Here is a 21,915-nt window from a genome sequence, read left to right on the forward strand (position 1 = left end):
CGATTCCCGTGGCTCGGAGAGTGAGACGAGAGCCACTCATGGGGTACAGTCCCGCCATGTCCGCGCAGCAGATCACCCTGTGGTGGTGGCCCCTCCCCGAGGCGGCCGCCGTGACTGCGCGTTCCTGAGCGAACCGACACCGAAGGCCGCCCGAGGGGCGGCCTTCGGTGCGTTCGGCGGCGGTCCCTCCCACCCGGAAGGGACCCCCATGGACGCATCCCCGCAACCCCCCGCGCGGCGTGCCCGCGCCACCGCAGGTGCCGAGGGAGCCGACGGCGCCGCCGCCGTCGTGGCCGCCCTCATCGCCGGACGGACCCCGTTCGCGCTCCTGCGCCGCCGCACGCCCGGCCACGACGAGAACACCGTCGAGGTCCTGACCGGCCCGGTACGGGAGGTCGCGCGCCTCGCCGACCTCCCCGGCGACGGCACGGCGCTCGCCCTGGTGCCGTTCCGGCAGATCACCGAGCGCGGTTTCCACGTCACCGACGACGCGGCCCCGCTGTCCGTCCTGATCCCGGAGCGGGTGCGGCGGCTGCCCCTGGCGGACGTGCTGGCCGCCCTGCCCGACCACGCCGTCACCGTGCGGGACGGCGCGTTCGACGTGCCGGACGACGCCTACGCGCGCGTGGTCGCCGACGTGCTGCGCGAGGAGATCGGCGCCGGCGAGGGCGCCAACTTCGTCGTCCGCCGCACCTTCACCGGACACATCCCCGGCTTCGGCAGGGCCGACGCGCTCGCCCTGTTCCGCCGGCTGCTGGCCGCCGAGCGGGGCGCGTACTGGACGTTCGCCGTGCACACCGGCAGCCGCGTCCTCGTCGGCGCGAGCCCCGAGGTGCACGTCCGGATGACCGGCGGCACCGTCGTCATGAACCCCATCAGCGGCACCTACCGCTACCCGCCGCAGGGGCCGAGCGCCGAGGGGCTGCTCGACTTCCTCGCCGATCCGAAGGAGACCGAGGAACTCTCCATGGTCGTCGACGAGGAGCTGAAGATGATGTGCGCCGTCGGCGACCAGGGCGGTGTCGTCGTCGGCCCGCGCCTGCGGGAGATGGCGCACCTCGCGCACACCGAGTACGAGCTGCGGGGGCGCAGCACCCTGGACGTGCGGGACGTGCTGCGGGAGACGATGTTCGCCGCGACGGTCACCGGCAGCCCCGTGGAGAACGCGTGCCGCGTCATCGCCCGGTACGAGCGGGGCGGGCGCGGCTACTACGGCGGCGCGCTGGCGCTGCTCGGCCGTGACGCGGGCGGCGCGCGGACGCTGGACTCGCCGATCGTGATCCGCACCGCCGACATCCGCGCGGCCGACGGGCGGCTGCGCGTCCCGGTCGGGGCGACGCTGGTGCGCGACTCCGACCCGGCGGGCGAGGTCGCCGAGACCCACGCGAAGGCCGCCGGCGTCCTGGCCGCCCTCGGCGTCGTGGCGCGGCCGCCCGCCCCGGCCGGCGGGCGCGGCGCGGGGGACGGGCCGCCGCGGCTGGCCGACGACCCGCGCGTCCGGGCGGCGCTTGCGAGCCGGCGCGCGGGCCTCGCGCCGTTCTGGCTGCGGCTGCGGACGCCGCTCGGCGACGTCACACCGCGCGGCAGCGTCCTGGTGATCGACGGCGAGGACACGTTCACCTCGATGCTGGCGCACCTGCTGCGCTCGGCCGGCCCCCGGGTCACGGTCGCCCGGTACGACGCGCCCGGTGTGCGGGAGCGTGCGCTCACCCACCAGGGGCCGGTCGTCATCGGCCCGGGTCCCGGCGACCCGAACGACACGGGCGACCCGAAGATGGCGCTGCTGCGCGGCCTGACGGCCGACCTGCTGGCCCACCACCGGCACCCGGTGGTGGGCGTGTGCCTGGGCCACGAGATGATCGCCGCCCACCTCGGCCTGCCGGTGGTCCGCAAGGCGCGGCCGTACCAGGGGGCGCAGGAGACGGTGGACTTCTTCGGGCGGCCGGAGACCGTCGGCTTCTACAACTCGTACACCGCGCGCTGCGACGACACGGCCGCCGCTGACCTGGCGGCGCGGGGCGTGGCGGTGAGCCGCGACGCGGTGACGGGCGAGGTGCACGCGCTGCGCGGTCCCGGCCTGTGGGGGGTGCAGTTCCATCCCGAGTCGGTGCTGACGCTGGACGGGCCGCGGATCGTGGCGGAGCTGCTGGCGTCCGAGGACAGCACGGTGCGCCCGCGCTCGACGGCCTGAGCGCGGGCGCCGGCGGAAAAGGGGGCGAGATTCCGGGCGGGCGGCCGGTACAAAGGGGCGATGGAACTCTCCGCCCTGGACCGGCTGCTCGCCGAACGGGCCTGCGAGCGCGTCGTCCTGGACTTCGTCCGCCGTCTCGACCTCGGCGAGCCGGCCTCGGTGGCCGGGCTGTTCACGCCGGACGGGGTGTGGGAGTGGCCGGGTGGCGACCGGTACGTGGCCGGCCGCGCCGCGCTGCGGACGTACTTCGGCGCCCGCCCGGCCGACCGTCTCTCCCGCCGGCTGTGCACCAATGTCCTGGTCGACGTCGAGAGCCCTTCGACGGCCAGCGCCACGACGTACTTCGTGACGTACCGGCTGGACGGCCGGACGGACGGCGCGCTCCCGCCACCGCCCCACCCGGCGAACATCGGCCACTACGAGGACCGTTTCGAGCAGACCGGCGACGGCTGGCTGCTGACCCGCCGCACACTGGTCCTGGCCTTCGGCGGCCCGACACCCCGCGCGTGACCGGGGGCGCCGGCACCGACGGCCGTCCCGCGACGCGCGGCCCCACAGCACCGCCGACGCCGCGACACGACGGAACCGGCACTTGCCGCGCGGCGGCGGAGGCCACGTCGGATCGGTACGCGCCACGCCTACCGGGAGCCGGCTCGTGGAGAGCATGGCATCCGGTGCGGCCCGGCGGGCGCACTGCCCGGGCCGCCACCGCGCCGGAGCGGACCGCGGCCGGGCGCGGGCACAAGCGGTCCGCCGGACGAACGGCCACCGGGACACGCCCCCGGCAGGCGGCCGGCGCGGCGCGCGACCGGTGAGGGCGAACGTCCGGGCCACGTCGGCCCCGGGGCTGCGGAACAGCGGCGGGAACCGCCGCGCCGGCCTCCTCGCGGGTACGCGGGGCGGCCGGTGTGCTCACCTGTCGCCGGCGAGCCCGTTGTCGCGTGCCCAGCGGGCGAGCTGGTCGCGGTCGTGCAGCCGCAGTTTCCCGAGGACGTTCTGCACGTGGTTGCGGACGGTCCGGTGCGAGACGACCAGGCGGTCCGCTATCTGCCGGTAGACGAGACCCTGCGCGACCAGCCGCAGCACCTCCGTCTCCCGCGCCGTCAGCCGCGGTCCCCCGCCCGGTGCGCCGGCGGGGTCGGCCGCCACGGCGAGCCGCCGGAACTCCCCCACCAGCAGCCCCGCGAGGTGCGGCGCGAACACCGGCTCACCGGCGGCGGCGCGCCGTACCGCGTCGGCCAGCTCGCCGGCCCCGGCCGTCCGCGGCAGACAGCCCACCGCGCCCGCCCGCGCCGCCGCCAGCACGTCCGCCTGCGCGCCGCCCGCGGACAGCGCGAGGACATGCACCTGGCCCGCGAGCCCGCGGCACACCTCGGCGACCGGCAGCCCCGGCACGTCGAGCCCGAGCAGCAGCACGTCGGGCCGCGCCGCCCGTGCCCGCCGCACGGCGGCCGGTCCGTCACCGGCCGTCGCGACGACCTCCATGTCCGCCCCGGTCAGGTCGCGCACCACGGCGTCCCGCCGCGCCGGGTGCGCGTCCACCACCATCACCCGCAAGGCCACCCCTGCCCCTCCCCCGCCGGAGCGCCGGGCCGCCGCGGGGGCGCGGTGTCAGCCGGTGGAGTCCTCCCCGCCGGCCCGCCCGTCCGCCGCCGGCCCCTCCCCGGCACCGTTCTCCGCCGCCATGGCCCGCTTCGCGGCCGTGGCGTAGACGTCAACATACTCCTGGCCGGACAGCTTCATGATGGCGTACATGACCTCGTCCGTGACCGAGCGCAGGATGTAGCGGTCACCGTCCATGCCCTGGTAGCGGCTGAAGTCGAGCGGCGCGCCGATCCTGATGCCCGGCCGCATCAGCTTCGGCACGACACGGCCCGGCGGCTGGATCTTCTCCGTGTCGATCATCGCGACCGGCAGGACCGGCGCCCCGGTGGCCAGGGCGATGCGCGCCAGGCCGCCCGGCTTCCCCCGGTACAGCCGCCCGTCGGGCGACCGCGTGCCCTCCGGGTAGATCCCGAACAGCTCCCCGCGCTCCAGCACGGCGATCCCGCTGCGTATCGCCGCCTCCGACGCGCTGCGCCCGCCCTCCCGGTCCACCGGGAGCTGGCCGACGCCCTTGAAGAACGCCGCCGTCAGCCGCCCCTTCACGCCCGGCGAGGTGAAGTACTCGGCCTTGGCGATGAAGGTGACCCTGCGGTCGAGCATCGCGGGCAGGAAGAAGGAGTCGGAGAACGACAGGTGATTGCTCGCGAGGATCGCCGGACCGCTTGCCGGAACGTGTTCCTTGCCCTCGATCCAGGGCCGGAAGACGACCTTGAGCCCAGCGCCGAGAGAGTGCTTCATCGCCCCGTACAGCACGGTGTGACCTCCTGTGGTGACCGTTGCCCGACACTAACGGGGTTACACGCCCGTGGCGCCCCCCGGAGCGGCCCGCGTAGGGTTGACGCGTGCGGCTTCTTCCCGGGGCTGAGCCCTTCTTCCACGACGGTTCGGCGGCGAGCGGCATGCTGCTCTGCCACGGTTTCACCGGCACCCCGCAGTCCCTGCGCCCCTGGGCCGAACACCTCGCGGGACGGGACGTCACCGTGTCACTGCCCCTGCTGCCGGGGCACGGCACGCGGTGGCGCGACCTCCAGAGCACCGGCTGGCAGGACTGGTACGCGGCCGTGGACCGCGAGCTGGAACGGCTGCGGGAGCGGTGCGCGCACGTCTTCGTCGGCGGCCTGTCGATGGGCGGCGCCCTCGCGCTGCGTCTCGCCGCACGGCACGGCGCGGCCGTCAGCGGCGTCGTCCTCGTCAACCCGGCGATCACATTTCCGCGCGCGCAGGGGCTTGCGCTGCCCGTGCTGCGGCACCTCGTGCCGAGCACGCGCGGTCTGATCTCCGACATCGCGAAGCCGGGCGCCGCCGAGTCCGGCTACGACCGGGTACCGCTGCACGCGGCCCACTCGCTGCGTGCCCTGCTCTCCCTGGTCCGTGCCGAACTTCCCCAGGTGACGCAGCCGTTGGCCCTGCTGCACAGCCGGGTCGACCATGTGGTGCCGCCGTCGGACGCGGCGCGGGTGCTGGCGTCGGTGTCCTCGGTCGACATGGCCGAGCACGTCCTGCCGGACAGCTTCCACGTGGCCACCCTCGACCACGACGCGGAGCGTATCTTTCAGGTGACGGACGCCTTCATCACCCGGCTCGCGACAAGGAAGACTGCCCGTGACGGAACGTGACCAGGAGCGCGGCGACGGCCGCGACCCGATCGACGAGGAAGCCGCGTGGGCCGCGATCGTCGCCGGTTACGGCGAGGAGCCAGCCGATCCGCCGGGGCTGTGGCCGAAGGCCGCGGAGACCGACCTCACCGACACCGTGGACCGCGTCCTGCCGAGCGGCGAGTCCCCGCCGTCCGGGGCCGCTGCGGGGCCGCGCGACTGGGAGGCCCCGGAGGACGAGGAGGACGACCACTTCATCCCGCCGGAGCCGCCGCCCCTGCCGGCCGCGGCGCTGTCGACCAAGCTCGCCTGGATCGCGGTGGTCGGCGGGCCGCTCCTGCTGATCTTCTCGGTGCTGCTCCAGCAGCAGATGACCTGGTGGATCGTCACGCTCGGGGTGGGCGGTTTCCTCGGGGGCTTCGCGGCGCTGGTCACGCGCCTGCGCGACGGTCACGACGACGACTGGACCGACCCGGGCAACGGCGCGGTCGTCTGAACGGTCCCGCCGGCCCGCCGTGTCACAGCCGCAGCCGGGCGAGCACCGGCAGGTGGTCCGTCGCACGCCGCAGGTCCGCCGGGTCGGGGCCGGTGGCCGGGACCCCGCAGCCGAGGACACGCACGGCTGCCGTCGTCAGCACCATGTCGATCCGGCGGTCCGGCGCCCGCGCGGGGAACGTGTGCCCGCCGCCCTCGGGTGCCGCGTCCCGTGCGTCCCGCAGGGAGCCGGCCGTCAGCAGCCGGTGGGCGGGGCCGCCGGGCCGCTCGTTGAGATCTCCCGCGAGGACGGCGGCGGGTGCGCCGAGGGCGGCCAGATGCGCCAGGACCAGGGGGGCGTGCGCGCGGCGTTCGGCGGCGCGCAGGCCGAGGTGACAGCTCACGACACCGAGCCGCACGCCGGGGGCGGGGCACAGGACCGCGAGGGCGAGGCCACGCCGGTGCAGTCCCGGGGTGTGCGGCAGGCCGGCGGTGGCGGCCGTCCCGACGGCCAGCGCGGGGCGGGCCAGGACGGCCGTCCCCCGCGCGGCGCGGCCGGCGCTGACGACGGCCAGGCCCGTGGCCCGGGCGAGCCGGGCGGCGTGGAACCGCCGGCCGGCGAAGCGCGGCGCCTCCTGGAGACAGACGATGTCGGGCGCGCAGGCCCTGATGACCCGCACCAGCGCGGCCCTGTCGTCACGGAGGGAACGGACGTTGTAGCTGAGGAGCCTGAGGTCCGCGGCCATGCCGCCGGGCGCCGGCTCAGCCCTGGCGGGCCAGGTCCGCCGCGCCGACGAGCCCGGCCCGGCCGCCGAGCTGCGCGGCCAGCACCTGCGCCTGCGGCCGGAACCGCGCCCCGACCAGCCACCTGCGGTACGACTTGCGGATCGGTTCGAGGACGAGGTCGCCCTCGTCGGAGACGCCGCCGCCCACGATGAACGCCGCCGGGTCGAACAGCGAGGCCAGGTCGGCCAGGCCCGCGCCGGCCCAGCGCGCCAGTTCGCGGAACGAGTCCACCGCCACCGGGTCGCCCTCCCGGGCGGCGGCGCTCACATGCCGGCCCTCGATGCCCTCGGGCGTGCCGTCGCCCTGCGCGAGCAGGACCTCGGCGGCCTCCGGCGTCGCGGTGGCGCGCTGCTGGGCGTAGCGGACGAGGGCGCGGCCGGACGCGTACTGCTCCCAGCAGCCCTGGCTCCCGCAGCCGCACAGCAGGCCGTCCGGGACGACCCGGACGTGCCCGAACTCGCCCGCGACACCGAACCGGCCCCGGTACAGCCGGCCGCCGATGATGATGCCGCCGCCGATGCCGGTGCCGAGCGTCACGCAGATGACGTCCTCGTGGTCGGCGCCGGCGCCGAAGCGGTACTCGCCCCAGGCGGCGGCGTTCGCGTCGTTCTCGACGACGACGGGCAGGCCGACGCGCTGCTCGACCTTGTCCTTGAGCGCCTCGTGGCGCCAGTAGATGTTCGGCGCGAACAGGACGGTGGCGCGCTTGTCGTCCACGTAGCCGGCGGCGCCGATGCCGACCGCCTCGATGGAGGAGTCCTTGCCCACGGCCTTCACGGCGTCGGCGATGGCGTCCACGACACCCTCGGGAGTGGGCGGGGTCGCCACCTGGCCGGTGTCGAGAATCGTGCCGTCTTCATCGACCACGCCGGCCGCGATCTTCGTACCGCCGATGTCGACGCCGATGGTGAGTCCCATGTGTCCCTCATGTGATGGAGTGAAAGCCGCTACCGACCCACGGTACCGGAGCGGGGTCCCGGGCACCGCCCCCCTGTCGGCAGGATCAGTCCAGGTCGATGCGCTGGGACGGTCCCGCGCCGGAGGGGCCGTCGTCTCCCTCGCCCCGCACGCCACCGTCGCCGCTCCCGGCCCCGCCGGTCTCCGTACCGCTGTCGGTACCGCTGTCCGCGCCGTCCGTGCCGCCTCCGGTGCGGCCGGCCCCGTCGCGCGGGCCCGCGGTGCCGGGCCGGTCGGGCTCCTGGGCGGCGCGCGTCCAGCGGCCCTCCTGGGAGAGCGCGGCCGCGCGGTAGGCCGCGAGGAGTTCCTGGCCCGCGTTGGCCAGGTGCTGGAACGCCTCGGCGTTGCGCTCGACGACGGGTTCCAGCACGGCGCGCGCCCGGGCGGCCAGCGGTCCGGTGGCCGCGCCGAGACCGAGCTCCGTCAGACGGTCCGTCACCGCGTCGGCGAGCCGCCGGAACTCCTCGGCCGCGTCCCCCGGCGGGGCGCCGGCGCGGGCGCGCCGCCGGGCCCGTTCGGCGCGCAGGTCCTCCTCGGCCGCCGTCGCCCAGGCGTCCGGGTCGGGCCGCTCGCCGCCCGGCTCCTGGCCGGGGGCGCCACCGGCCGTGTCGTCGTGCATGGGAACTCCGTCCTGCCGCGTCCTGCCGGGGCCGCCGTCGCCGCCCCGCCGTCCCCATCGACGGTACGCCGGGGGACGGCCCGGGGCACACCTCAGCCGGTGCCCGCACCGCCGGCGGGCCAGCGCGCCGGATCGGGGGCGAAGCGCACGGCGAGCGCGCCCTCGTCCGTCAGGGCCGCGCCGGCGACCGTGCAGCGCCGCAGGGCGGCCGGGAGGGACAGGACGCGGCGGAACGGCCCGGTGGTGACGACGAGTTCGTCGCCGCGGCGGACGAGCCCGGTCTCCTCCCGCAGCGCGCCGGGCACGGGCAGGTGCCAGACGAGCAGGCCGTCGGCGGCGAGCCTGTCCTCCAGCACCGGGGCGGGCGGCGGCGCGGGCGGGAACGGCGGGGGGACGGCGGCCGGTTCGCCGGGCCCCGGCTCGTCGTCCAGCAGGGGGACGCCGACGACCGGCACCGGCAGGCCGGCGGCGAGCGCTGCCGCCGCGGCGCGGCGCCGCGCGGCCCGGCCGCCCGGGGCTCCGGTGTCCTCGGGGGGCAGCCGGTTGGCGATCACCGCGTCGAGCGCGAGGCCGTGCAGGGCGAGCCCGGCGCGGGCCGTGTGCAGGAGGGCCAGGGAGCGCGGCGACGGGTCGGCGACCAGGCGTACGGCGGCGCCGGGACCCGTCACCACCCGGGCCAGTGCGGCGAGCGCCGTGTCCCACCGGTCGGCGGCCTCGTACAGGCCCTGGGCGGGCATCGGGAGGCCGACGAGCTGCGCGAGGAACGGCCGCAGCGCGCGGGCCGTGCGGCGTTCCGGCGGGAGGAGGCGGCGCAGGTAGCGGCGCAACTGCTCGGGGAGGGCCAGCAGGCGGACGGCGTCGGCGGCGGGCGGCAGGTCCACGACGATCAGGTCGTGGCGGCCTGCGTCGTGCGCGGTGCGGACGGCGTGCAGGAGGGCCAGGTCGCGGGAGCCCGGCAGATCGGTCAGCTCGTCGTCGTCCAGGTCGGTGGCGCCGAGGGCGTCGAGGACGGGCCGGGCGTGCCGCTGCCCCGCGAGGACGGCGGTGCGGAACGCGGCGCCCGGGTCGACGCGCGCGGCGTCGGGGCCGCCGCCGCGCGGGCCGGGGGGCGGCAGGGCCGGCCAGACGGGCGGTGCCGCGCCGAGCAGCCCGGTGAGCCGGCCCGCGGGCTCGGCCGACAGCAGCAGGACGGCCGCGCCGTCGCGCGCGGCGGCGAACGCCGTGGCGGCGGCGACCGTGCTGGTCCCGTCGCCGCCGGGGCCGGTCACGAACAGGACGCGGGGGCCGCCGCCCTCGGCGTCCGTCATGACGCGGGCAGGCTCTCCACGCGCCGCTTGAGCCCCTCCAGGGCGCGGTCGATGATGACCTTCTCGGCCTTGCGCTTGATGCTGCCGAGCATCGGGATCTTCACGTCCACGGTGAGCTGGTACGTGACCTCGGTGTGCTTGCCCCCGGCGACCGGCGCCAGGCGGTACGAGCCGTCCATGGCCCGCAGCATCTTGGACCTGACCAGCGTCCAGCTCACCTCGTCCGGGCCGTGCCAGGTGTAGGCGAGGGTGTGCTCGTCCTTGATGGCGCCGGCGTCCAGCAGGAGGCGGACCTGCTCGGCGCGGCCGCGGTCGTCGCTCGCCAGGACCTCGGCCTCCTTGACCTCGCCCGTCCAGTCGGGGTAGCGGCCGAAGTCGGCGATCACCGCCATCACTTCGGCCGGGGTGGCCTCGATGGTGGTGCTCGACCTGGTGTGTTCGGCCATCGCCCTCGCTCCTCGCAGCGTGTCCGTGCTCGTGTCGCCGTCTGCAGCGAAGGCTACCGCGCCCGGCCGACACCGGGTCTGCCGGGCGATCCGGGCGGGCACCGGTGCCGTCCGGCGGCGCGGCGTCCCGGTCGGCGCTGAGGCGGTACGGCGGTCCACCGCGCCGGTCCGGACCGGCGCGGAAGCCGCCGGGCGCACCACCCGGACGTGCCCCGCCGACCGGGTACCGCGGGGTCCCTGCCCCGGGCGGGCGCGATACCGGGCCGCCATCGAGCCCGCTGACACCGCACCAGTTCCCGTACGGGCGCCCCGCCACGGGTCGCCGCTGCCCGACGCCCGGCGAAGCGCCCGTGCCCGCCGTTCGGATCCCGCCGACCGGCGACGCGGGATCCCGGTTCCGGCGCACGGGGCCGGCCAGGTGCCGGAACCTGCGGACGCCCCGGCTCGCGGCGCGGTGCCCGGGGCCACGTGGCGCCGGTGCACGCGGGGCCGTCACCGCCCCGGGTCAGCGGCTCCGGCCGCTCGGCCGGGGAAGCCGGACCCACCCGTGAGCCGACCGCGTCGGCACAGAACGCGCCGGGCGGACCACCGGGGCCGCTCCCACCGGCCGGCCACGCGGCAGACCGCGCGAGGGCGACCCGGTGGAGCGGCCGAGCGGTACGACCCCGCCTCCGCCGGAGCGCCCGTGTCCCGCGCCGCGGCCCCGGCGGGCGGAGCCGGGCGCCCTCCAGGAGCCGACCGGACCGGCTCGCGGACCGCCGGGCGCCCGGCGCGGGTCGCACCCGTCACCCCGGTCATCGCGGACGCGATGCGGCCGCAGGGCGCCGGGCGGTGGCCGATCCCGGAGCCGCCGGCTCGCACGACCGGCGTCGCGCATGCCGGACCCCCCGGACCACCGGACGCCCCACCCGGACGGGACCCGTCACCTGACGGCGCGACACCCTGCCCGCGCACACGCGACACGACCACGCGCGGGGCGATGAGGAACCCCCGGAGACGCGGCACCAGGTACGCGCACGCGGCTCCACCACCCGCCGTCCGGGCGGCGTGCCCGACCACCCCTGCGAGGAGGTACCGGTTCCGGGGCGACGCGGTGAGACACCGAGGCCGGTGTCACGGCCGGGCGGCGGGCCGGCCCGGCCCTGTCACGCCACGGGGGCGGGCGGCCGGGCCGCCATCGTCCGGAGGCCGGCCCGTCCGGCTAACGGGTGCCCGTGCCGGAGCCACGGCGCGGCGGCCCGGTCCGGCTCAGGAGCCGTCCGGGCCGTCCAGCAGGTCCCGCAGCCGTTCGGCGAGCAGGTCCCAGCGCCAGCGCTCCTCGACCCAGGCGCGCCCCCGTTCGCCCATGCGGCGCCGCAGCTCGGGGTCGGCGAGGAGCGCGATCAGACGGTCGGCCGTCTCGGCGGGGGCGGTCCGCTCGCCGCCGCGCACGACCCAGCCCGTCTCCCCGTCGAGGACGGCGTCGGGCGCGCCGCCCGAGTCCCCGGCGACGACGGGCAGTCCGCTGGCCGACGCCTCCAGGTAGACGATGCCGAGGCCCTCGACGTCCAGGCCGCCGTACCGGGTGCGGCAGGGCATGGCGAAGACGTCGCCCGCGCCGAAGTGCGCCGGCAGCCGCTCCCACGGCACCTCGCCGGTGAACACGACGGACCGCGCCACGCCCAGCCGGCCGGCCAGCTTCTCCAGGTCGGCGCGGTACGGGCCGCCGCCGACGACGAGCAGCACGGCGTCCGGCTCGGCGGCCAGGACGCGGGGCATCGCGCGGATCAGCGTGTCCTGGCCCTTGCGCGGCACCAGGCGGGAGACGCACACGACGACGGGGCGGTCCGTCAGGCCGAGTTCGGCCCGCACGGCGGCACCGCCCGCGTCGGGGTGGAACGTCTTCTCGTCCACGCCCGGCGGGAGCTGGACCATCCGGGCGGCGGGTCCGGGGCCGACCGCGGGCGCGATGCGGGAGTGCGTGTACGCGCCGAGGTAGGTGAGGGTGTCCGTCGCCTCCCCGATGCGGCGCAGCAGGCGGCGCGGGCCGGGCAGTTGCGCCCAGCCCGCCTCGTGGCCGTGCGTCGTGGCGACGAGGCGGCTGGCGCCCGCCGAGCGCAGCGCCGGGGCCATCAGGCCGAGCGGCGCCGCGGCGCCGAACCACACGGCGGTGCAGCCGTGTTCCCGCAGCAGCGCGACGGCGCGCCGGGTCACGGCCGGGGTGGGCAGCAGCATCGTGGCGCGGTCCCGGACGACGCGGAACGGCTGCTCCGCGTCGAACGCCGCGGTGGCGGCGCGGCCCCCGGCGTCGCGCTTCCAGGTGGAGGCGTAGACGACGACGCGGTCCGGGTCGAGACGGGTGGCCATGCTGTGCAGGAACGTCTGGATGCCGCCCGGCCGGGGCGGGAAGTCGTTGGTGACGATCAGCGTAGTGCGCATCGGGTGTGACGATACCGAGCCGCCGGGGGGCGACGGCTCACGGGCGGACGACACCGGTCACCGGCATCATGCCGACCGGGTCCCGCCGGACGGACTCGCCGGGGTAGGGCGCGTGGACGACCTCCCCGCCGCCGACGTACAGCGCGACGTGGCTCGCGTCGTCGCGGTAGACGACGATGTCGCCCGGCCGGGCGGCGGACAGCGGGACGCGCGTGCCCGCGCCGGCCTGCGCCTGCGACGTGCGGGGCAGCGCGACGCCGGCGCGGCCCCAGGCCCACTGGACGAGCCCGGAGCAGTCGAACGACGAGGGGCCGGTCGCGCCCCACACGTACGGGCTGCCGATGGCGGAGAGCGCGGCGGCCACGGCGTCCGCCGCGCGTCCGGACGCGGCGGTCGGCGCGGCCGGGGCCGCGGGGGCCGGCTCGCGGGCGGCGCGCGCGGCGCGGCGTTCGGCGCGCTCGCGGCGGTCCGCCTCGTGGGCGGCGCGCTCCTCGGCGGTGAGGCGGTCGAGTTCGGCCCGCGCGTCGGCGAGACGGCGCTGCACGCGGTCCTTGCGGCGTTCGAGTTCGGCCTTCTCGGCGGCGAGTTCGGCGAGCCGGTCGTCGGCCTCCGCGCGGACGCGCTGCAGGGTCCGCTGGGCGGCCAGCAGGTCGCGCAGTTCGCCGGAGCGGCGGTCACTGGCCCGCTCGAACGCCATGACGCGGTCGAGGTAGGTGTCGGGGCTGTCGGACAGCATCAGCGCGATCGTCGGGTCGATGCTGCCGAAGCGGTAGTGGGCCGCCGCGGCGGAACCGAGGTCGGCGCGCAGGTCGTTGACGGCCTGCTGGCCGCGGGCGACGCGGTCGCGGGTGCGTTCCAGGTCGGCCTCCAGGTCGGCGACGCGCTCCGCGGTGCCGTTGTACGCCTCGACGGCGCGTTCGGCGTCGGCGAGCAGCCGGTCCACGGCGCGGGCCGCCGCCGCGCTGTCGGGCGGCGGGGCCGCGGGGAGGGCCTGCACGGGCGCGGCCGTCAGGGCGGCCGCCGCGGTGGCGGACACCACGGAGACCACGGAGACACGTGCCGCGCGCCTGCCACGGGCGTGCTGATGACGTCGGTGGGTGACCACTGCTGGCCGCGCTCCCTTCGGTGGGGACCAAAGCGGAGCAGAATGTAGCCGCGTCACCACGGCAAGTGACGAAACCGCGACACAGCGTCACGGCCGCCCGGGGAGACGCAACCGCAGGTCACGCGGGGGGCGCAGGGGGGCGCGCGCCCACGCTCCAATCACCTGTCCGGCCGAGCCGGAACGTGGCGCGGGCGGCGCCTCACGGCCCCGGGTCAGCCGACGTGCACGCCGAACTGGAACGGCATCGCGTTGATGGAGAGGTACTCGACGTTGTAGCCGGTGCGCGGCGCGTGGAGGATCTGCCCGTTGCCCGCGTACAGGCCGACGTGGTGCAGGTCGCCGTAGAAGAACACCAGGTCGCCGGGGACGAGTTCGCTCTGGCTGAGGTGCGGGCCGATCTGCGCCTGGGCCTGCGAGGTCCGCGGCAGGGACACGTTGGCCTGGGCGTAGGCCCAGCTCGTGAGCCCGGAGCAGTCGAATGACGACGGGCCGGCGGCGCCGTACACGTACGGCGAGCCCAGCTTGGTCGCGGCGGCGCTCAGCGCGGCCCCCGCGTAGCCCGAGCCCTCGACGTCCACGGTGACGTCCGAGCGGCCGGAGTCGCGCGAGACCTGGTCCAGCGCTTCCTGCTGCTGCTGCAGCCGCTCCTGCTCCAACTGCTGCTGCTGTTCCTCGGTGAGGGTGTTCAGCAGTTCCTGGGCCTCGCGCTGCCGGTCCTGGATGTCCTCCTGCTGGTCCTCCAGCTCGGAGCGCAGGTCCTCCAGTTCGGCGAGCGCGTCGGCGGCCTCGTCGCGCTGCTGGTCGAGGAGGCGCTGCTTCGTCTCGATGGTCTGCAGCGTCTCGGCCTGCCGGCCGCTGACCTGGTCGAGGGTGGACGCCTGGCTGAGGTAGGCGTCGGGGTCGGAGGCGAGGAACAGCTGTACGGACGGGTCGAGGCCGCCGTTGCGGTACTGCGCTGCCGCCACCGAACCGAGGCTGGAGCGCAGCTCGTTCAGCTCCTCCTGGGTGCGGGCCGCGGAGTCCTGCAGGTCCTCGACCTGGGCCTCGAGTTCGTCGGCCCGCTCCTTGACGCCGTTGTACTCCTCAGTGATGACCTCCGCCTCATCGTGGAGCGCGTCGACGTCCGCCTGCACGTCCTCGATGGACGGCTGCGGATCGGCCTGCGCGGAGGTGGCGGTGATGCCGACGGTGACGGCGGCGCCGGCGGCGGCGCCGAAGATGGTCATGCGTGCGCGGCTCGGCTGCTTGGGACGACGGTGGGACGCCACTGGGGCGGTCTCCTTCTTCCTCAGCCGCCTGCCGGGTCGGTGGAACGTGCGACCCCGGCCCACGGCACGAGCCGCGGATTCGGCGGTCCTTCACGGTCACCCCGGGTGGGGTGATCAACCGCGCGAAGGTTCGACGCCTGACCCTAGCGACAGGACTTTCGCAGGTTCAAATCCCGGCGCTGTTATTTTACTTACCACCGACGCGCCGCAGCCGTGTCCCCACACAGCGTCGCGCCCGCACCGCGCGAAACCGCCACCGGAGCCCGCGAACCACGCCGCTCCACCGAAACCGGACGACTCCCCCGGCACCGGGCAACCGGTACCGGCCGCCCGTACCGGATCAGGTCCGGGCAAGCCGCCGCAGCAGCAGCGTGGACGCGACGGGACGCGCGCCCGACCTGGCCACGCCGTCCGCGACCTCGCGGTCCGACGAGACGACGACCACCGGACGGCCGGGCGGCTCCGCGCGCACCAGACGCCGGATCAGCTCGTCGGCCGTCTCCCCCGGCCTGCTGAACAGCACCCGCACCCCGCGCGGCGGCGTCAGCAGCACCGGGGCGGCCAGCTCGGCGCCGTCGAAGACACACGTCATCTCCGCTCCGGTCTGCGCCGCGAGCACGGCGAGGCCGCCCATCAGCCGCAGCCGCTGCTTCTCCAGCGGCAGCGCCGGATAACCGGTCTTGGTGACGTTGTAGCCGTCGACGACGAGGTGCGCCTGCGGCAGCGCGAGCAGTTGGTCCAAAAGCGCCGGGTCGTCCCCCGCGAGCGCCCGGTGCGCGATGTCCTGCGGCCCCGCGTCCCCCGGCTCCACGGCGTCCACGGTCTGCGCCGGCTTCAGGCGCACCGGCGGGAGGGCCAGTTCGCGCCGCAGCCCCTGGGTGGCGTCGAGGACCGTGTCGAGCAGCAGCCGCAGCCGCATGTCCTCGATACCGCGCTCCTCGCGGACCGCCCTGCGGCTCGACTCCAGCGCCGACTCGACCTCGGCGAGCCGCCCCCGCAGCCGCCGCGCCTCGCTCTCCGCCGCGGTACGGCCGGCCGCCGCCTCGGCGCGGACCTCGTCGAGCTCGGCACGCAGCTTCCGCAGCGCCGCCTCGCCGCGCCGTACGTCGCTCTGCGCGGCGCGCAGCTTGCGGTGGACGGCGTCGGCCTCCTTCCGCGCGGCCTCCGCCTCGGCCCGCAGCCGCTCGGCGTCCGCGCGGGCGGCGGACCTCGCGTGCGCCAGCTCGTCGCGGAGCCTGGCGAGTTCGCGTTCCCGCTCCTGGCCAGCCCGCTCCTCCTGGGCGCGCTGCGCCTCCTCGCCCGCCGCCGCCACGAGCTTGGCCCAGCCGGCCGGGCGGAGCAGGAACGCGGCGGCGGCCACCTCGACGGGGTCGGCGGCCGGCGGCGGCGTCCCGCTCTCCACGGCCTCGGCCAGCTCGGACGCCGTGTGCCGCAGCACGTCGGCGACCCGCGCGCGGAAGTCCGCGTCGCGCTCCAGGGCCGCGGCCATCGCGCTGCCGCCGAACTTCATCCGCCGGGCCGGCGTGAACCGCGCGTACTGCCGCAGTGACAGAGGGAGTTCGCCCATGCGCAGGCCCCCGAACGCGTCACCGGCCAGGGCGATGACCCGGTGCCGGACGCGTTCGGGCAGGGGGCGGTCGAGGGTCTCGGCCGGTCCGGCGTCGTGCTCCGCCGCCACCGGTCGTCCCGTCCCCTCCTCACCCTCAGTGGGTTCCGTCACCGCGCACACCGTCCGTCAGCCTGTCCGTGTTCCCCGTTCACCCTACGGCCTGGTAGCGGCCGCGTCTGCCGCGGCGGGCTAAGGTGAGGTCTGCGCACCCAGACCACAGGACGAAGGGACCAGCCGTGATCACCTCGATCGTGCTGATCAAGACCGCCGTGGACCGCGTCCCCGAGGTCGCCGAGCGCATCGCGGGCCTGGACGCCGTCAGCGAGGTCTACTCCGTCACCGGCCCGCACGACCTGATCGCCATGGTCCGGGTCCGCGACCACGAGCAGCTCGCCGAGGTCATCCCCGGCCGCATCAGCAAGATCCCCGGCGTCGAGTCGACGGAGACGCACATCGCGTTCCGCACCTACTCGCAGCACGACCTCGAAGCCGCGTTCTCGATCGGCCTCGACTCCTAGGGCCTGTCCGGCGGATCTTGCCTGTCTCGCGACGCCGGCTACGGCACCTCGCTGCGTTGCCGCATCGCGCGAATACGAACGGGTATGAGCTGCGATCCGGCGCCTTGCGATGCACCGCATCCGACGCCGCGAGCCGCGACAAGACCCGCCGGACAGACCCTAGAAGGGGGTCGCGGGCGGGCGGGGTCGCCCGCCCGCGAGGCAGCACTACGCCCGCGCGGTCGCCGCCACCCAGCGCTCGAGCGCCGACTTCGCCGCCCCGCTGTCGATCGAGTCGGCCGCCCGCGCCATCCCGTCGGCGAGCTGCTCGGCGAGCGGCACCTCACGCGGCGCGAGCGCCGTGAGGGCGGCCGCCGCGTTCAGCAGCACCGCGTCCCGCACGGGACCGCTCTCGCCGCCCAGCACCCGCCTGGCCACCTCGGCGTTGTGCGCCGGATCGGCACCCCGCAGGGCCTCCACCGGGGCCAGCGCCACCCCGATCTCGCGCGGGTCGAACGTCTCCTGCCGCACCGCGCCGTCCCGCACCACCCACACGGTCGAGGTGGCGGTGACGGTCAGCTCGTCCAGGCCGTCGTCGCCCCGGAACACCAGGGCCGAGGAGCCGCGCGCGGCGAGCACCCCCGCCATGATCGGCGCCATCCGCGCGTCCGCCACACCGGTGGCCTGCGCCGTGACACGCGCCGGGTTCGTCAGCGGCCCGAGGAAGTTGAACGTGGTGCCGACGCCCAGCTCGCCCCTGGCCACCGCCGCGTGCCGCAGCGCCGGGTGGAACGTGACCGCCGGGCAGTACGTGATGCCGGCCTCCAGCGCGACCTCGGCGACCCGCGCCGGCGTCAGGTCGAGCGCGATGCCGAGCTGCTCCAGCACGTCGGAGGCACCGCTCGCGCTGGACGCGGCCCGGTTGCCGTGCTTGACGACCCGGGCGCCCGTCCCCGCGACGACGATCGACGCCATCGTCGAGATGTTGACCGTACGGGCGCGGTCGCCGCCCGTGCCGACGATGTCGACGGCGGGCCCGGGCACCTCGATCAGGTTCGCGTGTCCGTACATGGCGTTCACGAGGCCCGTCATCTCCTCGACGGTCTCGCCCTTGGCGCGCAGCGCCACCGCGAACCCGGCGATCTGGGCGTCGGTCGCCTCGCCCGACATGATGCGGTCCATCGCCCACGCCGTCGCCGACGCCGGCAGGTCACGGCCCGCCAGCAGGGTGCTCAGCACGTCCGGCCAGGCGTGCGCCGCCGCGTGGTCGCCTCCTGCGGGGAACACAGCGCTCATGGGAATCACTCCTGGCGGGACATCGGGCGGACGCCGGCCGTTCCGGCCGTCCGTACGGGGGTGCCGGGCCGGCCGCGGGAGAGCGGCCCCGGCAGGGCGAGCCTAACGGAAGCGCCGCGGCCCCCACCTCGCAGGTGGGGGCCGCGGCGCTCATGACGCGGTGATCGCTCGGACGGGACTCAGTGGTGCCCGTGACCGCTCGTGATCTCCTTGTACTCCTCGCGCGTCGGCTTCGGGATCTGCGCCTGCTCGCCGTAGAAACCGCGGCTGATGCGGGCACGCATCCGGTCGACCGGGCCGACCTTGCGCTGCACGCCGTTCTCGTCGGTCGCGGGACCGATCTCGTACGGCTGCTGCTGGTCGTGCGAGGTGAGGACGTGCAGCTTCTCCGGCGGCAGCGGCTCGTGCACCTCGATGAACTCGCCGTGCGGCAGCCGCTTGATGACACCGGTCTCCCGGCCGTGCAGGACCTTGTCCCGGTCGCGCCGCTGGAGTCCCAGACAGATCCGCCGGGTGACGAAGAACGCGATCACCGGCAGGACGAAGAACCCGACCCGGCAGAACCAGGTGATGGCGTTGATCGAGAGGTTGAAGTTCACGGCCCACACGTCGTTGCCGCCGGCCAGCATCGTGACGCCGAACGCGGTCAGCCACGCCATGCCGAACCCGGTGCGCGTCGGGGCGTTGCGCGGGCGCTGCGCGATGTGGTGCTCGCGCGGGTCCCGGGTGACCCAGCTCTCGAAGAACGGCCACGCGCCGATCGCGATGAGCATCGACGGGAAGATGGCCAGCGGCACCAGCAGACCGAAGTTCAGCGTGTAGCCGCCGGGGATGACCCACTCCCAGCCGGGCATCATGCGCACCAGGCCCTCGGAGAAGCCCAGGTACCAGTCCGGCTGGGCGTCCGTGGACACCTGGTCCGGCCGGTAGGGACCCATGACCCAGATCGGGTTGATCGTGACGGTCGCCGCGATCGCCGCGATGACGCCGAAGACCAGGAAGAAGAAGCCACCGGCCTTCGCGATGTACACCGGCAGCAGCGGCGGGCCGACGACGTTCGTGTTGGTCTTGCCGGGTCCCGCGTACTGGGTGTGCTTGTGGTAGACGACCAGGATCAGGTGCGCCACCACGAGCCCCAGCATGATGCCGGGCAGCAGCAGGACGTGCGCGATGAAGAACCTCGGGATGATGTCGTGCCCGGGGAACTCGCCGCCGAAGATGAACATCTGGAGGTACGTGCCGATGATCGGCACGGACAGGATCGCGCCCTCCATGAAGCGGATGCCGATGCCCGACAGCGCGTCGTCCGGCAGCGAGTAGCCCGTCAGACCGGTGAAGACCGCCAGGACCAGCAGCAGGAAGCCGAACAGCCAGTTGATCTCACGCGGCTTGCGGAACGCGCCGGTGAAGAACACGCGCATCATGTGGAAGAAGATGCCGACCACGAAGATGAGCGCCGCCCAGTGGTGGATCTGCCGGACCAGCAGACCGCCGCGGACGTCGAAGCTGATGTCGAGGGCCGACGCGTACGCCTCCGTCATCATGATGCCCTGCATCGGCTTGAAGGAGCCCACGTACTCGGTCTCCGCCATGCTCGGCACGAAGAACAGCGTGAGGTACACGCCGGTCAGGATGATGATGACGAAGCTGTAGAGGCAGATCTCGCCCAGCAGGAACGACCAGTGGTCGGGGAAGATCTTGCGCATGTTGGCCTTGGCCAGGCTGTAGAGGCCCAGCCGGCCGTCGGCCCAGTCCGCGACGCGCTCGCCCGCGGGTGCCTTGGTGCCCGGCCGCCGCGTGCTCGACGTGGTCGGGGAATCCGTCGCCGTACTCATCCGCGCTCCCAGAAGCTCGGGCCGGGGGGCTCCTCGAAGTCGCCGAGCGCTTCGAGGTAACCGTCGTCGTTCACAGTGATACGCAGCTGCGGCAGCGGGTGACCGGCGGGGCCGAAGAGGACCCGGGCGCCGTCCGAGAGGTCGAACGTGGACTGGTGGCAGGGGCACAGCGCGTGGTGGGTCTGCTGCTCGTACAGGGTCGCAGGGCAACCGATGTGCGTGCAGATCTTCGAGAAGCACAGGATGCCCTCGTGACCCCAGTCGGCGGACTTCGCGTCCTTGATGTCCTCCGGTTCGAGGCGCACCAGCATGACGGCGGCCTTCGCGATCTCCTCGTGGAAGTCCTCGTCGTGCGGGCTCATGCCCTCGGGCATCGCCTGCGTGAGGGAGCCGACGGTGATGTCCTCCGGCCGCAGCGGCTCCATCGTCGACTCGTTGACGATGAGGGAGCCCTTCTTCCACTTGGTGTGGCGGAGCTTCTCGTGCGGCAGCGGGCCGAGGTCGCGCAGCAGGACGACGCCGGCCAGCGGGACGACCGCGACCGCGCCGAGCATGGTGTTGCGCACCAGCTTGCGGCGGCCGATCTGCGACTCGGCGGCGCCCTTGCGGAACTCCTGGAAGACGTGCTCCCTGACCTCGGGGCTGGCCTCGACCGGGTGCCGCTCGTCGACGATCTCCTCGTCCGACATCAGGGTGCGCGCCCAGTGCACGGCGCCGGCGCCGATGCAGAACAGCGCGAGGCCGAGCGTCAGGCCGAGCGCGAAGTTCAGACCGCTGACGTGGCCGAAGGGCCAGATGTAGACGATCTCGTCGATCGGGATGGCGACGTAGGAGGCGATGAAGCCGATGGTCGCCAGGATCGAGACCGTGAAGAGCAGGGCCACCGTGCGCTCGGAGCGCTTGGCCGCCCGCTCGTCGATGTCCTGCCTGCGGGGCTCGTGCGGCGGGAGACCGGGGTCGGCGAACGGGTCGTCCGCCGGGGTCAGCGCGCCGTCGCCCGCCGCCTGCCGGTGCTCGGGGAGGTTGTCGCCGTGCGCGCCGTGCTGTTGCGCCTTCGAGGCGTCGTCGTGTTCGTCGTGGTCGTTCATGACTTCCTGGCCTTAGTGCTCCGGGCGCCGATCCAGACGGCCACGGCGACGAGTGCGCCGATGCCGATCGTCCAGGCGAACAGACCCTCGCCGACCGGTCCGTAGCCGCCGAGCGAGAAGCCGCCCGGGTTCGCGGAGTCCGATGTGTTGACCTCGTCCAGCCAGGCGATGATGTCGCGCTTGTCCTGCTCGGTCAGCGTGGTGTTCGGGAAGGACGGCATGTTCTGGGGCCCGGTGAGCATGGCCTCGTAGATGTGGCGGGGATCCACGTCGTGGAGGTTGGGCGCTTCCTTGCCGTGCGTCAGGGCACCGCCCTCGCCGGTGAAGTTGTGGCACTGCGAGCAGTTCGTGCGGAACAGCTCGCCACCGCGGGCGACGTCGCCGTCGGCCGGGTCGTACGCCGACTCCTCGGGGACGGCCGGGCCGGGGCCCAGCGAGGCGATGTAGGCGGCGAGCTGGTCGATCTCGGTCTGCGTGTACACGGCCGGCTTGACCGGCGCCTGCGGACCGGGCTGCTGGAGGGGCATACGGCCGGTGCCGACCTGGAAGTCGACCGCCGCGGCGCCCACCCCGATCAGCGAGGGGCCGTCACTGCTGCCCTGACCGCCGCTGCCATGGCAGCTTGAGCAGCCGACTTCGTACAGCTGCTTGCCCTCCTCGATGGCAAGGGACTGGTCCGAGTTGTCGGCCTGGGCCTCACCCGCGGGAGCGAATGCGGCGTACAGCCCCCCTGTGGCCGCCAGCGCGAGGAGGAGGACGACGAACGCCGCCAGCGGATGGCGCCGTCGTGCGGAGAGCTTTTTCACGGATTACCCCGGT

General features: G+C 75.2%; 20 protein-coding genes. 5 read left to right on the forward strand and 15 right to left on the reverse strand.

All coding sequences use genetic code 11. The features are described 5' to 3' along the window. Nucleotides 1–208 precede the first annotated feature (208 nt). Together EMA09_RS05245 and EMA09_RS05250 are read left to right on the forward strand one after the other, a co-directional pair. Nucleotides 209–2,191 carry an anthranilate synthase family protein gene (locus tag EMA09_RS05245; RefSeq protein WP_129839355.1) on the forward strand — a complete coding sequence of 661 codons (1,983 nt, stop codon included), beginning with the start codon at nt 209–211 and terminating at the stop codon, nt 2,189–2,191. 60 nt (nt 2,192–2,251) lie between these two features. Next, nucleotides 2,252–2,701 (forward strand): nuclear transport factor 2 family protein, encoded by a 450-nt coding sequence (locus EMA09_RS05250; protein WP_129839357.1) that lies wholly within the window; start codon nt 2,252–2,254, stop codon nt 2,699–2,701. 402 nt (nt 2,702–3,103) lie between these two features. On the opposite strand, the gene EMA09_RS05255 is transcribed toward EMA09_RS05250, so the two are convergent. Continuing rightward, nucleotides 3,104–3,739 carry a response regulator transcription factor gene (locus tag EMA09_RS05255; protein ID WP_129843840.1) on the reverse strand — a complete coding sequence of 212 codons (636 nt, stop codon included), beginning with the start codon at nt 3,737–3,739 and terminating at the stop codon, nt 3,104–3,106. Nucleotides 3,740–3,802: 63 nt separating this feature from the next. Further along, entirely contained in the window at nt 3,803–4,549 is a 747-nt protein-coding gene (locus tag EMA09_RS05260) for a lysophospholipid acyltransferase family protein (RefSeq protein ID WP_129839359.1), read from the reverse strand. Between the two features lie 89 nt (nt 4,550–4,638). On the opposite strand from EMA09_RS05260, the gene EMA09_RS05265 reads away from it, so the two are divergent. Further along, the gene (locus EMA09_RS05265) at nt 4,639–5,412 is read left to right on the forward strand and encodes an alpha/beta fold hydrolase (protein WP_129839361.1); all 774 of its coding nucleotides are present in this window, start codon (nt 4,639–4,641) and stop codon (nt 5,410–5,412) included. After that, the gene (locus tag EMA09_RS05270; RefSeq protein ID WP_129839363.1) at nt 5,399–5,887 is read left to right on the forward strand and encodes a hypothetical protein; all 489 of its coding nucleotides are present in this window, start codon (nt 5,399–5,401) and stop codon (nt 5,885–5,887) included. Before EMA09_RS05265 ends, EMA09_RS05270 begins: the two co-directional genes overlap by 14 nt. Before the next feature lie 22 nt (nt 5,888–5,909). Here the strand turns inward: EMA09_RS05270 and EMA09_RS05275 are convergent, their stop codons facing one another. From EMA09_RS05275 to EMA09_RS05315, 9 genes are all read right to left on the reverse strand, one after another. Continuing rightward, nucleotides 5,910–6,611: an endonuclease/exonuclease/phosphatase family protein gene (locus EMA09_RS05275; protein WP_129839365.1), complete on the reverse strand. Its 702-nt coding sequence runs from the start codon at nt 6,609–6,611 to the stop codon at nt 5,910–5,912. Between the two features lie 16 nt (nt 6,612–6,627). Continuing rightward, complete coding sequence (locus EMA09_RS05280; RefSeq protein ID WP_129839367.1) at nt 6,628–7,569, reverse strand: ROK family glucokinase; 942 nt, start codon at nt 7,567–7,569, stop codon at nt 6,628–6,630. An 85-nt stretch (nt 7,570–7,654) separates the two neighbouring features. Then, the gene (locus EMA09_RS05285) at nt 7,655–8,227 is read right to left on the reverse strand and encodes a DUF5304 family protein (RefSeq protein WP_129839369.1); all 573 of its coding nucleotides are present in this window, start codon (nt 8,225–8,227) and stop codon (nt 7,655–7,657) included. A 92-nt stretch (nt 8,228–8,319) separates the two neighbouring features. Then, nucleotides 8,320–9,534, reverse strand: coding sequence for an ArsA-related P-loop ATPase (locus tag EMA09_RS05290; protein ID WP_129839371.1), 1,215 nt, complete (start codon nt 9,532–9,534; stop codon nt 8,320–8,322). After that, nucleotides 9,531–9,980 carry an SRPBCC family protein gene (locus EMA09_RS05295; protein ID WP_129839372.1) on the reverse strand — a complete coding sequence of 150 codons (450 nt, stop codon included), beginning with the start codon at nt 9,978–9,980 and terminating at the stop codon, nt 9,531–9,533. The genes EMA09_RS05290 and EMA09_RS05295 overlap by 4 nt, the downstream gene beginning before the upstream one ends. A 1,248-nt stretch (nt 9,981–11,228) precedes the next feature. Next, nucleotides 11,229–12,398 (reverse strand): glycosyltransferase family 4 protein, encoded by a 1,170-nt coding sequence (locus tag EMA09_RS05300; RefSeq protein ID WP_129839374.1) that lies wholly within the window; start codon nt 12,396–12,398, stop codon nt 11,229–11,231. Between the two features lie 37 nt (nt 12,399–12,435). After that, the gene (locus EMA09_RS05305) at nt 12,436–13,446 is read right to left on the reverse strand and encodes a C40 family peptidase (RefSeq protein WP_240796235.1); all 1,011 of its coding nucleotides are present in this window, start codon (nt 13,444–13,446) and stop codon (nt 12,436–12,438) included. A 269-nt stretch (nt 13,447–13,715) separates the two neighbouring features. Next, nucleotides 13,716–14,729 carry a C40 family peptidase gene (locus EMA09_RS05310; protein ID WP_206305905.1) on the reverse strand — a complete coding sequence of 338 codons (1,014 nt, stop codon included), beginning with the start codon at nt 14,727–14,729 and terminating at the stop codon, nt 13,716–13,718. A 382-nt stretch (nt 14,730–15,111) separates the two neighbouring features. Next, nucleotides 15,112–16,449: an NYN domain-containing protein gene (locus EMA09_RS05315; RefSeq protein ID WP_129843841.1), complete on the reverse strand. Its 1,338-nt coding sequence runs from the start codon at nt 16,447–16,449 to the stop codon at nt 15,112–15,114. A gap of 167 nt (nt 16,450–16,616) precedes the next feature. On the opposite strand from EMA09_RS05315, the gene EMA09_RS05320 reads away from it, so the two are divergent. After that, complete coding sequence (locus EMA09_RS05320; RefSeq protein ID WP_129839380.1) at nt 16,617–16,898, forward strand: Lrp/AsnC ligand binding domain-containing protein; 282 nt, start codon at nt 16,617–16,619, stop codon at nt 16,896–16,898. Nucleotides 16,899–17,105: 207 nt separating this feature from the next. On the opposite strand, the gene trpD is transcribed toward EMA09_RS05320, so the two are convergent. From trpD to EMA09_RS05340, 4 genes are all read right to left on the reverse strand, one after another. Continuing rightward, nucleotides 17,106–18,173 carry an anthranilate phosphoribosyltransferase gene (trpD, locus tag EMA09_RS05325; RefSeq protein WP_129839382.1) on the reverse strand — a complete coding sequence of 356 codons (1,068 nt, stop codon included), beginning with the start codon at nt 18,171–18,173 and terminating at the stop codon, nt 17,106–17,108. Between the two features lie 179 nt (nt 18,174–18,352). After that, a complete protein-coding gene (locus EMA09_RS05330; RefSeq protein WP_129839384.1) occupies nt 18,353–20,008 on the reverse strand; it encodes a cytochrome bc complex cytochrome b subunit in 1,656 nt (551 codons plus the stop codon). Continuing rightward, nucleotides 20,005–21,096, reverse strand: coding sequence for a Rieske 2Fe-2S domain-containing protein (locus EMA09_RS05335; protein ID WP_129839386.1), 1,092 nt, complete (start codon nt 21,094–21,096; stop codon nt 20,005–20,007). Before EMA09_RS05335 ends, EMA09_RS05330 begins: the two co-directional genes overlap by 4 nt. Next, nucleotides 21,093–21,902 (reverse strand): c-type cytochrome, encoded by an 810-nt coding sequence (locus EMA09_RS05340; RefSeq protein ID WP_129839388.1) that lies wholly within the window; start codon nt 21,900–21,902, stop codon nt 21,093–21,095. The genes EMA09_RS05335 and EMA09_RS05340 overlap by 4 nt, the downstream gene beginning before the upstream one ends. Nucleotides 21,903–21,915: the final 13 nt, after the last annotated feature.

It is taken from the genome of Streptomyces sp. RFCAC02 (assembly GCF_004193175.1).
Classification (GTDB): Bacteria; Actinomycetota; Actinomycetes; order Streptomycetales; family Streptomycetaceae; genus Streptomyces.